This window comes from Gemmata algarum, assembly GCF_034097035.1.
Lineage (GTDB): Bacteria > Planctomycetota > Planctomycetia > Gemmatales > Gemmataceae > Gemmata > Gemmata algarum.
Genome location: NZ_JAXBLV010000236.1, coordinates 1 through 13,213, shown reverse-complemented (window position 1 = coordinate 13,213; position 13,213 = coordinate 1). Strand labels below are relative to the sequence as shown.

The 13,213-nt window shown below is 67.4% G+C and carries 13 protein-coding genes and 1 pseudogene; 3 read left to right on the top strand and 11 right to left on the bottom strand.

Annotated elements, in window-relative coordinates:
• Positions 1 to 290: 290 nt before the first annotated feature.
• From R5W23_RS30050 to R5W23_RS30000, 11 genes and pseudogenes are all read right to left on the bottom strand, one after another.
• Positions 291 to 743 carry a hypothetical protein gene (locus tag R5W23_RS30050; RefSeq protein ID WP_010049411.1) on the bottom strand — a complete coding sequence of 151 codons (453 nt, stop codon included), beginning with the start codon at positions 741 to 743 and terminating at the stop codon, positions 291 to 293.
• Positions 744 to 767: 24 nt separating this feature from the next.
• The gene (locus tag R5W23_RS30045) at positions 768 to 2,123 is read right to left on the bottom strand and encodes a hypothetical protein (protein WP_320689572.1); all 1,356 of its coding nucleotides are present in this window, start codon (positions 2,121 to 2,123) and stop codon (positions 768 to 770) included.
• Complete coding sequence (locus tag R5W23_RS30040; protein ID WP_320689571.1) at positions 2,113 to 3,075, bottom strand: DUF1559 domain-containing protein; 963 nt, start codon at positions 3,073 to 3,075, stop codon at positions 2,113 to 2,115. The genes R5W23_RS30045 and R5W23_RS30040 overlap by 11 nt, the downstream gene beginning before the upstream one ends.
• Before the next feature lie 39 nt (positions 3,076 to 3,114).
• Positions 3,115 to 3,723, bottom strand: a complete 609-nt coding sequence (gene rpsD, locus R5W23_RS30035) for a 30S ribosomal protein S4 (protein WP_010049417.1) — start codon at positions 3,721 to 3,723, stop codon at positions 3,115 to 3,117.
• A 174-nt stretch (positions 3,724 to 3,897) separates the two neighbouring features.
• Positions 3,898 to 4,161, bottom strand: coding sequence for a 30S ribosomal protein S18 (gene rpsR / locus R5W23_RS30030; RefSeq protein WP_010049418.1), 264 nt, complete (start codon positions 4,159 to 4,161; stop codon positions 3,898 to 3,900).
• A gap of 29 nt (positions 4,162 to 4,190) precedes the next feature.
• The gene (locus tag R5W23_RS30025) at positions 4,191 to 4,949 is read right to left on the bottom strand and encodes a tetratricopeptide repeat protein (RefSeq protein WP_320689570.1); all 759 of its coding nucleotides are present in this window, start codon (positions 4,947 to 4,949) and stop codon (positions 4,191 to 4,193) included.
• The gene (locus tag R5W23_RS30020) at positions 4,946 to 5,155 is read right to left on the bottom strand and encodes a hypothetical protein (protein WP_320689569.1); all 210 of its coding nucleotides are present in this window, start codon (positions 5,153 to 5,155) and stop codon (positions 4,946 to 4,948) included. Before R5W23_RS30020 ends, R5W23_RS30025 begins: the two co-directional genes overlap by 4 nt.
• An 11-nt stretch (positions 5,156 to 5,166) precedes the next feature.
• A complete protein-coding gene (locus R5W23_RS30015; protein WP_320689568.1) occupies positions 5,167 to 5,847 on the bottom strand; it encodes a DUF4198 domain-containing protein in 681 nt (226 codons plus the stop codon).
• A gap of 121 nt (positions 5,848 to 5,968) precedes the next feature.
• Entirely contained in the window at positions 5,969 to 6,235 is a 267-nt protein-coding gene (locus R5W23_RS30010; protein ID WP_010049425.1) for a hypothetical protein, read from the bottom strand.
• Between the two features lie 16 nt (positions 6,236 to 6,251).
• Positions 6,252 to 7,184 (bottom strand): DUF1559 domain-containing protein, encoded by a 933-nt coding sequence (locus tag R5W23_RS30005; protein ID WP_320689567.1) that lies wholly within the window; start codon positions 7,182 to 7,184, stop codon positions 6,252 to 6,254.
• Positions 7,185 to 8,203: 1,019 nt separating this feature from the next.
• Positions 8,204 to 8,469 (bottom strand): annotated as a pseudogene (locus tag R5W23_RS30000) (IS66 family transposase); the annotation flags it as partial.
• Between the two features lie 651 nt (positions 8,470 to 9,120).
• Here R5W23_RS30000 and R5W23_RS29995 point away from each other — a divergent pair.
• From R5W23_RS29995 to eutC, 3 genes are read left to right on the top strand one after another with little or no spacing between them, the layout of a single operon-like run.
• Positions 9,121 to 10,542 carry an ethanolamine ammonia-lyase subunit EutB gene (locus R5W23_RS29995; RefSeq protein ID WP_320689566.1) on the top strand — a complete coding sequence of 474 codons (1,422 nt, stop codon included), beginning with the start codon at positions 9,121 to 9,123 and terminating at the stop codon, positions 10,540 to 10,542.
• Positions 10,539 to 12,065 carry an amino acid permease gene (locus tag R5W23_RS29990; RefSeq protein WP_320689565.1) on the top strand — a complete coding sequence of 509 codons (1,527 nt, stop codon included), beginning with the start codon at positions 10,539 to 10,541 and terminating at the stop codon, positions 12,063 to 12,065. Before R5W23_RS29995 ends, R5W23_RS29990 begins: the two co-directional genes overlap by 4 nt.
• Complete coding sequence (gene eutC, locus R5W23_RS29985) at positions 12,062 to 12,823, top strand: ethanolamine ammonia-lyase subunit EutC (RefSeq protein WP_320689564.1); 762 nt, start codon at positions 12,062 to 12,064, stop codon at positions 12,821 to 12,823. The genes R5W23_RS29990 and eutC overlap by 4 nt, the downstream gene beginning before the upstream one ends.
• Positions 12,824 to 13,213: the final 390 nt, after the last annotated feature.

Genomic DNA, 13,213 nt, shown 5'->3' with positions numbered 1-13,213 from the left:
TGTCTGTTTCTGGCCCGGCACTTGCGGCACCGGAAGGTGTGCTCGAACCACCCCCAGAACCCCCGGGCTCCGTCCTTGGTCTTGCCCCCGACTACTCCGGGGGACTCTCGTGGTCCCCGTCGAACGGGCGCGAGTGGGTGCCGAACGGGTTAGGCGCACAAACCGTTGGTACGGAAACTTATGCGCCGCTCAACCACCGTGGCAACGACTGAGAAATGGCTGTGCCACAAAGCCAAAACAGATACCACCAGCCGGACCGTGAACCAGACCGACGGCGGTTGCCGGGGCGGTCACTTCTTCGCGTTCTTGAGCTGCGGCAGCACGGCGGGGTCGGCGTACTTCGCCGGGTCGGCCTCGAACTTCTTCTTGGCGGTGGCGTTCCAGAAGTAGACCTTCACGCCCTTGTACTCGACCGACGGGTCCTTGCTGCTCACCACCTTGTCGCGGTTCACCGGGCAGTGGATCTGCTCGATCTTCCGCTTGGGTAGCTCCTTGCCCTTGAGTTGGGGCAGCAGGTCCGGCAGCAGGTACGCCTCGGGCTCGGCCTTGAACTTGCTCACGCAGGTGTCGCAGCACAGCCCGATCTTGACGCCCTTCCAATCGACGTAGACCGGATCGGTGATCTCGTCCTTCGTCATCACGGGGCAGAACACCTGCTTGCCGGCCGGCTTCGGGTCGTCGGTGCGGCCGCTGGCGGACAGGGCCAGAACGACGCAGGCGGTCAGCACGAATCGCACGCGCATGGGAAACCTCGGTACGGGAAACGGTCACTCGCCCTTCGGGTTCAACCGGTCGCGGAGCCGGTCGGCCACCGGCCGCATCTCGTCCTCCGCGACACGAAACCGGTTCGTCGCCGCGTCGGCGACGCGCGGCCGGTTGATCGGGTTCAGCACGCTCACGCCGCGCGGCAGCGAGGGCGTGTTGGTGTCGGTCCGGTGGCACAGCGCGCACTGTGCGGCGAACGTGGTGTGTTTGGCCGATCCGTACTCCAGGAACAGCCCCTGCGTGGTGTCCGGGACGAACCGGAACGCCTCCCCGCCGAGTGCCGAGCCGGCGCGCGACCGGAAGTAGATCCAGTGGTCCATGCCGTCCTTTGAGCTCGTCGGGTTGTCGGCCGTGAGCTTAAACGGCCCGCTCAGCCGCCGCACCCGCACCTCGTCTATCACCGGCGTCGCCACCGGTTTCAGGTCCGTATCGAAAGCTACCAGTGACAACACCAGGGCCACCTCGGTCCCGTCCGGCACCTCGACCCGGCCCGCCTGTTGGGCCGCGGTGGTGACGAGCCCGGCGGACGACGCGCGATCGCCGGCGTTCAGGAAGATTCGGCTGGCTCGCAGCGCCTGGTCTCCGCGGAACAGTTTGCCGGCTTTGCGGTCCACTTCCACCCATGCGGAAGTCGGAGGGCCGTCGAACGGCAGGGGCGGGAGGTACGGCGTCGCGCCGTCTTTCGGCTTGTTGTGGTGCGCGAACTGTTTCGTCAGTTCGGCGGTACCGGCGGGCAGGGCGGTCAGTTCGTTTCGCGGCAGGGCCAGCGCTCGCACCGTTTTGGCCAGTGCGGTCAGCAGTTCGGTGTCGTCGCTACGGCCCCACTTGCGGCTCGTTTCCAGACGCCACCAGACACTCAGCACGTCCCACTGAAACAGTATACGGGTAACCGGCGCTTTTAGCTCCGGCATGGCCGCAACTTGCTCGACAGTCGAAACGGTGCTGAGTAGTTCCAGCAGCCGTTTGCGTCGGTCCGCCCCGACGGAGGTGAGCGCCGACACGCGCACGTCGCCGCCGAATACGACCCGGTCGGTGGTCGTGCCTTTCCGCTTACCGAACTGCCAGCCCTTCACGAAGAAATCGACATCGCGTCGATCCGCTCGCTCAGCGGGCAGTACGGCCGCGATCTCCTCCGGCACTTGGTCCTGGGTGAACAGCAGCGTGTGGAGTTCGTTTAACGGGTGGGCCGGGTCGCGGGAGTAGACGGCCCCCGGCGTCTCGGATGTCGGGAGACCTTCAAGTGCGTGTCCAACGGGAAAGCGGGGCGAAGGGCGCGGGGCGGGGGCCGTCGGGACCGCTGCGACCGGCACGGACATCAGAAGCGCCAGCACCCCGACGGCGACGCGATCACTCGTCACTCACCACCTCCCCACCTTGAATCGTGAGCAGCGCGGCGATCACGTCGGCGCTCACACCCTGTCGAATCGTGCGCACCGACCCGTCCACCCGCCCGGTGTTCACCAGGCCCGAGTGGAAACTGTACATGGAGTAGTTGTTCGTGCAGTTCACCAGACACGGCCCGCCGTTGGTGACCCCGTCTTGCGAGTACCCGCGGACCTTGAACAGGTTCCCTTCGGCCCAGGAGCAGATTGTCACGTAAGCCGCCGACGCCGACGTTTCTTGCCCGGACCCCGCCAGCAATTGGCCCGCTTGCCACACCTCGGGACGCGCGGCCGATTCCACCAGCACGACGGTGTTGGACGCGCCGTCGGTGATGTCGCGGTACTGACGTCCGCGCTCGCCCGGCTTAACGCTCCCGGAGAAGAACCCGTCGGTGTTCGGCTGCGCGTAGCTCACCACCGGGGGCTTGACGGTCCACAGCTTCGTGTCCGGGCCGGCGCTGCCGGCGTAGTCGCACGCGGCGGCCGGCCACTTGGTTTCGCCGGCCGGAACGACGGCGCCGAACTTGGTGTGCATCCGCGGGGCGCCCGGGGTGCTCGGGCACCGCATGAACGGCAGGTGGTACTGGACCGCCTCGCGGTTCGCGATGTCGCTGAACTTGACGTTGTAGTTGTAGATGTTCGCGAGCGGGTTCTGCTCCATGTACGGAAGGATCTGCGCGCCCCAGAAGTGGTTCACCGCGACGCCGCCCGTCGGGGTGCCGCTGACCGAGGTCGGGAACGCGCCGTTGGCGGACTCGTAGTTGTGCAGCCCCAGCACCAACTGCTTGAGGTTGTTCTGGCACTTCATCCGGGCCGCGGCCTCGCGCACCTTCTGCATGGCCGGCAGCAGCAGCCCGATGAGAATCGCAATGATCGCGATCACCACAAGAAGTTCGATCAGCGTGAACCCGCGCCTCGACACAGCCACGAAAGGGACTCCTGGTAGGTAAAACCGTCCGGCGCCGCGTCAGCGGCTGAGGATTTCAATGACCCGCTGGATATCGACCGGCAGGCTCACGTCCCCGTCCGCGGGCAGCCGCGTGACGGTGAACGACAGGGCCTCCGCGTCGCTCACCAGCCAGTCGGCACTATGCAGCCCTTCGGTGAGCCGCTCGCGGTACTTCTTTTGCAGGTTCGGCCGGGCTTTCACGGCCACCACGTCGCCGGCCTTCACCAGGTACGACGCCACGTCCACCTTGCGCCCGTTGACCTGGAAGTGCCCGTGGTTGACGCCCTGCCGGGCCTCGTCCCGGGTGCGCGCGAAGCCGGCCCGCCGCACCACGTTGTCGAGCCGCCGCTCGCACAGCACCAGCAGCTCCGTGCCGGTGTTCTCCGGGGACTTGGTGGCGAGCTGGTAGAACCGCACCAGTTGGCGCTCGTGCAGCCCGTAGTAGTGCTTGATCTTCTTCTTCTCGCGGAGCGCCAGCCCGTATTCGGACACCTTGCCCTTGCGCTGCCCGTGCATCCCGGGCCGGTACTCGCGGCGCTCCAACGCCTTGACCGCGCCGCGCTTCTCGTAAATCACCATCCCCAGGGCCCGGTTCACTTTGCCCTTGGGTTGCGAATGCCGGCTCATCGTTCGGTACTCCCCGGCCGGGTGGATAGTCAATTCGCAAACCGATTCCTAGCAAGGAGTTGCGATGACTAGGTTCCCGGCCGTCTTTGTAACACTGCGTTAGGCGGATTCATAATGTCCGTCGAAGGCGAATTGCGACTGCCCACACCGCCTCGTCGCTTCGGTGGGCGGCGGTCACTCGCCGACGTACGGCAGGAGCCCCATGAACCGGGCCCGTTTGACGGCAGCGGCGAGCGCCCGCTGCGCCCCGGCGCTCAGCCCGCTCCGCTTGCGGGACATGAGCTTGGCCTGGGAGGTGAGGAACTTGCGCAGCCCGTTCACGTCCTTGTAGTCGATGAACGCGGGCCGCGGCTCGTACCCCTTCGGGGCGTGGGCCAACTGCCGCCGCCCCTTCGACTTCACGATCTTCAGCCCGCTCGGGTTGGTCTTCGGTGCCATCGGAACGTCCTCCACTCGAGTTAAAGTCGTTACGCTTCAAAACACTCACTGGGGCCGCCACAGCGGCGGTCCCGCACGTCGTTGAGCCGGGCACGGAGCCGGGCTTCCAGGTCCGCGTCCCCGGCGGCCGTCGCCGCCCGGAGCAACCGTCCCAGGCAACCGGGGCACCCAAGTGCCTCCGCTGGGACCGGGCGGACGAGGTCACACGCCTCGGCCGCACGGCCGGTATCGGCCAGCGCGCCGGCCAGGGCGACTCGGTACGGAATGACCCCAGGAGCCAGTGTATGAGCCACCCGCAGGTGGCGAATCACTCGAGCGGGCGGACGTTTCAGTTTTGCCGAATAATACGCCATTCCGTAGTGTGCCGGGTGGTACCACGACCGGAGCCGGGCGAGCCGGCGGCACACCTTGAACGCCGCCCGGTGCGCCCCGAGCGCGCCGCACAGCCGGGCGAGGTCGGCGAGCAGCGGGGTCGGGCACCGCCCCGGTTCGGCCAGGAACCGCAGGGCGGCCGCGGCGCTGCGGCGCCAGCCGCCGAGCAGGTGCAACTCGGCCAGGGCCAGCCGCGCGAGCGGGTCCAGCGGGCCCACCGCGCTGGCGGTTTCCAGCGCCTCGAGCGCGACCGGCGGGTTCCCGAGGCGGAACGAGGCCAGCCCGTACACTTGAAGCAGGCCCGGGTGGTACCGGTCCCGCCGCAACCCGTCGTGGGCCGCCCGCAGCGCGTTCGCGAACTCGCCCTCGTCGAACCGCTCGGCCGCGATCCGGTACAGACAGTCGGCGCTCGTCATCGTGCCCTCGCTACGCTCGTGTGCCAGTTCGGGTCAATCGGGTGCGCCGGACCCGGCTGGCCGGGGGGCCGGGCCGGGGGCGAGCGGCGCGGGTCGGGCTCGGAGGCCCACAGCACGAACACGGCCGCGAGGGCGACCGGGGCGGCGGTCGCAAGGGCCGCCAGCCACCGCGGGTTGTCGCCCCGCCCCCGTTCGGTCGCGGTCATGGCGCGGCTCCTTACTCGGGGAACGCGGTCACCAGGGTCGCGTAGTGGCGGGCCTCTTCGTACTTTTTGCCGTTGAGTTCGCCGGCCTTCGCCTCGGTGGCCCGCGCCCACGCCCCGTACCGGCCCTTCGCCGGGTACGCTTCGGTCAGCCCGTCCTTGTCGGTCGTCGCCTTGGCCTTCCCGCCGCCCGGCTTGAGCACCGTCACCTCGGCGCCGGCCACCGGCTTGCCGGCCGCGAGCAACTTGAACCGCACCTCCGACCCGCTGGCGACCGGCACCAGTTCGGCGGGGAGCGTTTTTTCGCCGAGCACGAGCCGGTCCGCGGGCACGGCGCCGACAACGGCCTTCGGGTGGTACGCGAGCAGGTACGGTTTCGCGTCGCCCTTCTGCATCACCCCGTAATTGAGTGTGCCGAACACGAGCCGCGGGCCGCTCCCTGGCAGCGCGGCGGCGAGCTCGTGCTTGCCGGCCTTGTGTTCGACCACCGTGTCCTTGCCGGCCGCGTCGCGGCAGGTGAGCTTGAGGGCGGTCATCTTGTCGGCCCCGACGTGTTCGTCCGGGTCCAGGTCTTCGCTAAACACGACCAGGGCCTTGGCCGGGTCCTTCGGGTCGGGCACCACGAACACGAAGTGCGCGTGTGCGGCCGTCAGGGCGCAGAGGGCGGTCAGGGAGGCGAGAGCGGCGCGGAACATGAGGGCTCCGTAATCGGGGAAACGGTCGTGTCTTGTACGCGGGCCGGGCGGGCAGACGGTCTACCCGCCCGGCCGATCCGGCGGTCCGTCGCCGGGGGCTCGGTGCCGCGGGGCGCGGCCGTTACTTCTTGGGGTCGAGGCCGTCTTTCTTGCGCGCGGGAACCATCACCTCGCGGATGAACTTGTCCCACGCCTGCTGGTCCTGGAACTTCGGGCTGCCGTGCTTCACCCGTTCCAGCGTCTCGACCTCGTACTTCTTTTGCGCCGGCAGCGCCTTCCACTGCTCGACGGTCAGGGGCGCCTCTTCGGGCGCCGGTGCGGGCGGGCCGCCGCACCCGGCGGGACCGGCGCCGAGAGCGGTGACCAGAAACAAACCGAACGGTCGCATCGGGGCTCCGTCAGAATCAGTTCGCGGGGACCACTTCGCCGCCGGCGCGGGTGGACATCCACTGGAAGGTTTGCTGGTTGATCCCGTCCCGGATGAAGGACACCGAGCCGTCGGCGAAGGCGAAGTTGGTCCCGCCGGTGTGCTCGCTGCGGAACGCCCCGTACAAGGTGGACGTGTTGTTGTGCTTGTTGAACGGGTGGACCGTGGAGCCGAAGGTGTACCCGATGTACCCGTAGCTCCAGATCGCGCCCAGTTCCGTCGAGGGCACGCCCCGCGGCTTGAAGTCGGACTCGCCGACGAGCAGCGTGTTCGAGGTGCCGTCGGTAATCATTGCGATGCGGGTCGGTGCTGGGCATACGGTCGTTGGGGTGTAGCCGCGGTCACGGGTCGGGATGATGGCTCCGTCGAACGCGGGCTCGGACGCCCCGAAGAAGCCGTAGTAGGCGTACAGCATCGGGTCCTGGGTGCCGCTGGAGAACAGGTAGCTGGACGGCGCCCGGTTCTCGGCTCCCCCCAACGGGCCGCTGGGCGGGGTCATCGCCGGGCACGTGTACGTCGGGATCTGCGTCTGCTGGAGCGCGGCGTTGGTGTAGCCGTCGCCGTCGCTGTCGTCGGTGCTGTTGCGCGGCAGCTTCGGGTTCCACCGCCGGGCCACGTTGTCCTGCTCCAGGTACGGCATGATGAGGATGAACCCGGTCACGTAGGTGCTCGCCGTTTCGCCCGGCTGGCGGTCGGTCGAGGCATACGGGAACTGCTGGTTCGCGTCGTGGTAGTTGTGGCACGCGAGCGCGATCTGCTTCAAATTGTTCGAGCACTTCAGGCGCGCCGCCGCCGCCCTCACCTTCTGCACGGCCGGCAACAGGAGGCCGATGAGGATGGCAATGATCGCCATCACCACCAACAGTTCGATCAGCGTAAAGGCGCGACGGGGAACACGTGTGCGGCGCATGACGCGGCACCCTCCTCGAGTGTGAGTGGGATGGCCGCGAGACGCGTCGCTGGACGTGGGTCGGTTCGGTGCTCGAACCGGAAAGCCTGCGGAGGCTAGCGACTCGCTATAGTTGTCTTGTTGAGAACGAATCTCATCAAGACAAGGGAAATGGTACTCGACTGGTGCCCGATGTCAACCCGGCAGTTTGCGAGATTGCTCGAAAATTGCGACGCTGTCGCTCTTGGACGCTGATACACGGTCCGGCTGGTCGTGTCTGTTTCTTGTGGAATAGACATTCCTGTCTGTGTAGAGCGAGAATGATTCACGGACAGGAATGTCTGTGCCACAAAGACAAAAATCAAAACGGACACCAACAGCCGGTTCGTGTATGAGGGGAGTTGCACTTCCGTCTTTCTGGGTCGCCGTGGAGATGTGGTAACTGTTCACGTGGCTCGATTAAGCTCCGTCCCCCCGAGTAGGCCTCTCGGTGCGCTGGAAGCAGGTTGGTAGTTCTCCAGCAAGTACGACATAGAGTTGGAGGAGAGAGAACGCGATCGCAGCGGCGTGCCACGCGAGGGCGAATGCGGCCCCGACGAGAACATACCGTGCCCGTGATACCTCCGTCTTCTTCCCGTGGCTGTTTAACTGGTAGACATCTCGTCGTGCGAAAATCCGGCTCCCTTCTTCGGGAACCCCATACGGCCCGGACGTCGCAGCCAGTGCAACAAAACTCAAGAGGGACAAGGCTAAACACAACCGGACGGCCCGCCATACCGCGGCCCGCCGCGCGTTCGGGAATGGTGACGGTAGCCCTTGCTCGTTACGAGACGCGGCCTCGAACTGCACGAGTACAAACGTGACGGCACTGGTAACGAATGCCCCGATGGACGGCCACCAACCTGGCGACAAGCCGAACGCGATTGAGAACAAACCCACGAGGTACAGAAGCAGTGTGGTGAGAACGATGAGCAGTAATGCACGGGTCATGTTCATTTCCGATTGACCCGAGGAGGAACTCTTCCGGCCGTATGGGCTCCTCAGGTCGAGGTGCGCGCGGAGATGATCGAGGGCATCAGCCCTCCGGTCCTGGCGGCCTGTGCGGTCTCGGTCAGGAAGGCCAACACGTCACGCCCTTGCTGTCGGCAGGTGGCCACCACGGTCAACACCCGCTCAACAAACCGGCTCCCGCCGGCCGAGTCCGTCCCGAAGCTCATCTTCCGCCAACTGACCGCGTGCCGCAAGGCCGCTCGGCCGCGTTGTTCGTCGGATCGACCCCCTCGACCGCGGCGAACGTGTACAGCGCCGGTTCGACGGCCGACCACCGCCGTGAACGCCGTCGAAGATGTGCAGTCCGGCATTCGCTCGGTGGTCGCGGTGCCATCTGTTGAATGGGCGACCCGTTCCCGCCGGTGGCCCGTTTCTGCCACGTGTGGCAACCGAGAACCGGCGGACTGGTTCCGCGGTTCCGGGATCGTGGTGGTAACGGTGGCCGATGTCGCACCTGCGAGGCGTTGACGGGTCGGCCGGTGGACAACTGCTGGTACCAAGACTGGTCGCGGGCTGGCGATTCGCTGGGTGGTCGCTGCCCACGAATTTCACGGGCGAGACCTCAAAAGAGGGCACCGGGAGCGCGGAGACGAAACCCGGCTTCGGTCGATTGTTGTGTCGCAAAGCGTTTTTAGGGCGAATGTTATGGCCGTTTTGACTCGTGCGTGCGATTCCTCTCCGCTTGGACCGTAACCGGTGTTGTTCGCTCCACAGGGTTCGACACGGACTTCTGGAAGTGCAACGAGGGGGAAATGCGGTGGGACAATGCCCGATGTGCGGATCAAACGGCCGACGGAGCGAGCGAACGGGAAGCTCCGCAAGGCCATTCACGGCCACGCCCGCTCGCCGCGCGCGGAACCGCACCTACAGTAGCTCAGACCTCTCCAGCCGTACCGGCACCCACCCTATGCCCTTCACGCACACCGTCCGCGGCGAGCGGTTCGTGTTCGCCGACCTGCGCGAGTTGCTCGCCAAAGCCAACGAGTCGAAGTCCGGCGACGCGCTCGCCGGGCTCGCGGCCGGGTCCGAGCGCGAGCGGGTCGCGGCGAAATGCGCGCTCGCCGACGTGCCCTTACGGCAACTGGTCGATGAGCCGGTCGTCGATCCTGATACGGACGACGTGTCCCGACTCGTACAGGATTCGCTCGATCACAAGGCGTTCGCCCGCATCCGTTCATTGACGGTGGGGGAGTTCCGCGAATTCCTGTTGAGCGACGCCACAACCGGCGACACGCTCCGGGAGCTAAAGTGGGGGATCACACCCGAGGCGGCTGCGGCGGTCGCCAAGTTGATGGGCAACAAGGAACTCGTGTACGCGGCGGCGAAGGTGCGCAACGTGACCCGGTGCCGCAACACGCTGGGCCAGCGGGGCGTGTTCGGGGTGCGGGTGCAGCCGAACCACCCCACGGACGACCTCGCCGGCATCCTCGTGAGCGCGCTCGACGGGCTCGCCTACGGGTGCGGTGACGCCGTCATCGGGGTGAACCCCGCGACCGACTCGGTCGAAACGGTCGGCGCGATCCTCCGCCTGCTCGACCGGCTCATCACCGAACTCGGCGCGCCGACGCAGGCGTGCTGCCTGGCACACATCACGACCCAACTCGCGGCCCTCGACCGCGGCGCGCCGGTCGATCTGCTGTTCCAGTCGGTCGCGGGGACGCAGGCCGCCAACGCCAGCTTCGGCGTTACGCTGGCGATGCTGAAAGAGGGCCGGGAGCGGGTGCTAGCGTCGCACCGGGCGCGGCCGGTGGGGTGGGTCGGCGATCAGGTGATGTACTTCGAGACGGGGCAGGGGAGCGCCTTATCGGCCGAGGCGCACCACGGCGTCGATCAGCTCACGCTCGAAGCGCGGGCGCAGGCGGTGGCCCGGGCGTTCGACCCGTTCCTGGTGAACACGGTGGTCGGGTTCATCGGCCCGGAGTACCTCGCGGACGAGCGGCAGATCACGCGGGCGGGGCTCGAAGACCACTTCGTCGGCAAACTGCTCGGCCTGCCGATGGGCGTGGACGTGTGTTACACCAACCACGCGGACGCGGACCAGAACTCGGCCGACAACCTCTTGCTGCTGCTGGCCGCGGCCGGGTGCAACTACGTCATGGGCGTGCCGTGTGCCGACGACGTGATGCTCAACTACCAGTCCACCAGCTACCACGACGCCGCGACCGTGCGCGACCTGTTCGGGCTGGCACCGGCCCCCGAGTTCCGGGACTGGCTCGAAGCGAACGGGATCACCCGGGCGGGTAATCTCACGAGCGCCGAGCGCCCGGCGCTGCTTGGGACGGCCGCGAAGGTTCTTGCTGCCACGAATTCGGATGAGAGGTACGCATGAGCGCCCCCGGAGCCGAGCCCGACGACGTTCGCACCTTGCACAAGCTCGGGTACGCGCAGGAACTGGCGCGGGTGCTCGGCGGGTTCTCGAACTTCGCCATCTCGCTGTCGATCATCTGCATCCTGGCGGGCGGGGTGACCTCGTTCCACGTCGGGTTCTGTTCGGTCGGCGGCGCCGCCATCGGCATCGGGTGGCCGCTGGCGGGGCTGTTCGCGCTGTGCGTCGCGGCCACGATGGGGCAAATCGCGTCCGCGTTCCCGACCGCCGGCGGGCTTTATCACTGGGCCGCGACGCTCGGCGGGCGCGGGTGGGGGTGGGCGACCGCGTGGTTCAACCTCGCGGGACTCGTTGCGGTGCTGGCGGCCATCAACGTGGGCACGTTCCGATTTGTGATGGGCGCGTTCGCCCCGGACGTAAAGCCGACCGCCGAACTCCAGTTCGTGGCGGTAGCGCTGATTACGGCTTCGCACGCGGTCATCAACCACCTGGGCATTCGGGTGACACGGGTGCTGACCGACTTCAGCGGGTACTGGATTCTGTTCGTCGCGGCGGTGGTGACGGTCGCACTCGTTGCGGCCGCGCCGGGGTACGATTTTTCGCGCCTGTGGACGTTCACCAACTTCAGCGGTCTGCCGGGCGAGGGTGGCCCCGTATGGCCGCAGACCGAGTCGCTCGCGTGGCTATTCGCGCTCGGGCTGCTGCTGCCCGCGTACACGATCACCGGCTTTGACGCCTCGGCGCACGTGTCCGAAGAGACGACCGACGCGGCCCGAAACGTCCCCCGCGGGATCGTCCGGTCGGTGTGGGTGTCCGCCCTGTTCGGCTGGCTGATGCTCTGCGCGGCGGTGCTCGCGATGCGCGACCCCGCTGCGGTTGCGGAGAAGGGGGACACCGCGTTCGTGTTCACGATGGCCGACGTGCTGCCGCAGTGGTTTGCGCTGGTGCTGTGCGGCGGGATCGGAATCGCGCAGTACCTGTGCGGGCTGGCGACGGTGACATCGGCGTCGCGGATGGCGTTCGCGTTCGCGCGGGACGGCGGGGTGCCGCTGTCGCGGTGGGTCCGGTACGTGTCGCCGCGGTTCCGCACGCCGCCGGTCGCGGTGTGGCTGGTCGCGACCGCCGCGGTGCTGTTCACGGCTTACGCCGAAGCCTACGCGACGATCGCCGCCGCCGCCGCGGTGCTGCTCTACATCTCCTACGTGCTGCCGACCGCGCTGGGCGCACGTGCCTACGGGCGAACGTGGACGCAGATGGGGCCGTGGAGCCTCGGGCGGTGGTTCCGGCCGCTCGCGGGGGTGAGTGTGGTCGGGTGTGTCGGCCTCGTGGTGGTCGGGGTTCAGCCCCCGGCCGAGAAGGCGCTCTACGCGGTCGGTGCGATGAGCCTGGCGCTGCTGGTCGGGTGGTTCGCGGTCGCGCGGCACACGTTCCCCGGACCGCCGCAAGGGCTCATGAGCCGCGAACAACTGGACGCGATTGTGGCGGCCGAGACCGCCGTTCACGAGCGCGAGGAGCCGAAGGCGTGAGCGACCAACTCCCGGTTCCGCTCGATCCCGTCGAGGCCGCACTGGCCCAGACCCCGGCCCGGGTGCTGGCGGGCCGCGCCGGGCCGGCGTACCGCACGGCGACGCTACTGAAGTTGCGCGAGGACCACGCGGCCGCGCGCGACGCCGTTCACACCGAAGTGGATCTGGTGCGCGACTTCGGCGCGGAACTGGTCGCCCGGTTCCAGTTGTTCGCGGTCCAGACGCAGGCCGCCTCCAAAGCGGAGTACCTGCGCCGGCCCGATTTGGGGCGGAAGCTGTCCGAAGCGGCCCGTGACGTGATCCGGGCGCAGTGCCCGGCCGGGTGCGACGTTCAGATCGTGGTCGGCGACGGGCTATCGGCAACAGCCGTTGCTGCTCAGGTCCCGGCGCTTTTAGGGCTCTTGCAGGACCGCGCCACGGCGCGCGGGTGGTCGTTCGGCCGGCCGTTTTTCGTTCGGCATTGTCGGGTTGGTGTGATGAACGACATCGGCGCGCTACTGTCACCGGAAGTGGTGGTGCTGCTGGTCGGCGAGCGGCCCGGTCTGGCGACCGCGGAAAGCCTGTCGGCGTATCTGGCGTATCGCCCGCGGCCCGGGCACACCGACGCCGACCGCAACCTGATCTCGAACATCCACGGCCGTGGTGTTGGCCCGGCCGATGCGGTCGGGCGGGTGTTCGCGCTGGCCGAACAGTTCCGCGCTGCCGGGCGGAGCGGCGTTGGGATCACCGAGGGGGCGGCTCCGCAACTGGACGGGTGATGCCGAATCCATGCCGGACGGCGGCTCGTGCCATCAGTACCCTGGGGGCTCTTGCGCGACCGGAGCATAAGGCGTGACGGGACCACCGCCCATGCTCTACCGCGATGTGCGCGCCACGCTCGTTCCGGTAGCGGGAGGGGGACGGTACTGATTCACGATGTAGTTGGTGGTGTCTGTTTTAGTTTTTGTCTTCGTGGAGCATACACTCCTGTTCGTGATCGCGATAAAGATGCACAGACAGAAGCGTCTGTGACACAAGAAGCAAAATCTGCAGGTGGTCAGACCGGTAGGCGATGTTGCTGATGACCGGGATTTTCGAGGAGCTGCACATCGGGCGCGAAAAATCAGGATGGCCTGCGGATCTGCCGGTGTGCGAGTTGACGTTAGGGT

Excerpts from the sequence above, each read along its gene's own strand:
- R5W23_RS30025 (WP_320689570.1), bottom strand. The coding sequence starts at position 4,949 with ATGACGAGCGCCGACTGTCTGTACCGGATCGCGGCCGAGCGGTTCGAC.
- rpsR (WP_010049418.1), bottom strand. The coding sequence starts at position 4,161 with ATGGCACCGAAGACCAACCCGAGCGGGCTGAAGATCGTGAAGTCGAAG.
- R5W23_RS30020 (WP_320689569.1), bottom strand. The coding sequence starts at position 5,155 with ATGACCGCGACCGAACGGGGGCGGGGCGACAACCCGCGGTGGCTGGCG.
- R5W23_RS30050 (WP_010049411.1), bottom strand. The coding sequence starts at position 743 with ATGCGCGTGCGATTCGTGCTGACCGCCTGCGTCGTTCTGGCCCTGTCC.
- rpsD (WP_010049417.1), bottom strand. The coding sequence starts at position 3,723 with ATGAGCCGGCATTCGCAACCCAAGGGCAAAGTGAACCGGGCCCTGGGG.
- R5W23_RS30005 (WP_320689567.1), bottom strand. The coding sequence starts at position 7,184 with ATGCGCCGCACACGTGTTCCCCGTCGCGCCTTTACGCTGATCGAACTG.
- R5W23_RS29990 (WP_320689565.1), top strand. The coding sequence starts at position 10,539 with ATGAGCGCCCCCGGAGCCGAGCCCGACGACGTTCGCACCTTGCACAAG.
- R5W23_RS30010 (WP_010049425.1), bottom strand. The coding sequence starts at position 6,235 with ATGCGACCGTTCGGTTTGTTTCTGGTCACCGCTCTCGGCGCCGGTCCC.
- R5W23_RS30015 (WP_320689568.1), bottom strand. The coding sequence starts at position 5,847 with ATGTTCCGCGCCGCTCTCGCCTCCCTGACCGCCCTCTGCGCCCTGACG.
- R5W23_RS29995 (WP_320689566.1), top strand. The coding sequence starts at position 9,121 with ATGCCCTTCACGCACACCGTCCGCGGCGAGCGGTTCGTGTTCGCCGAC.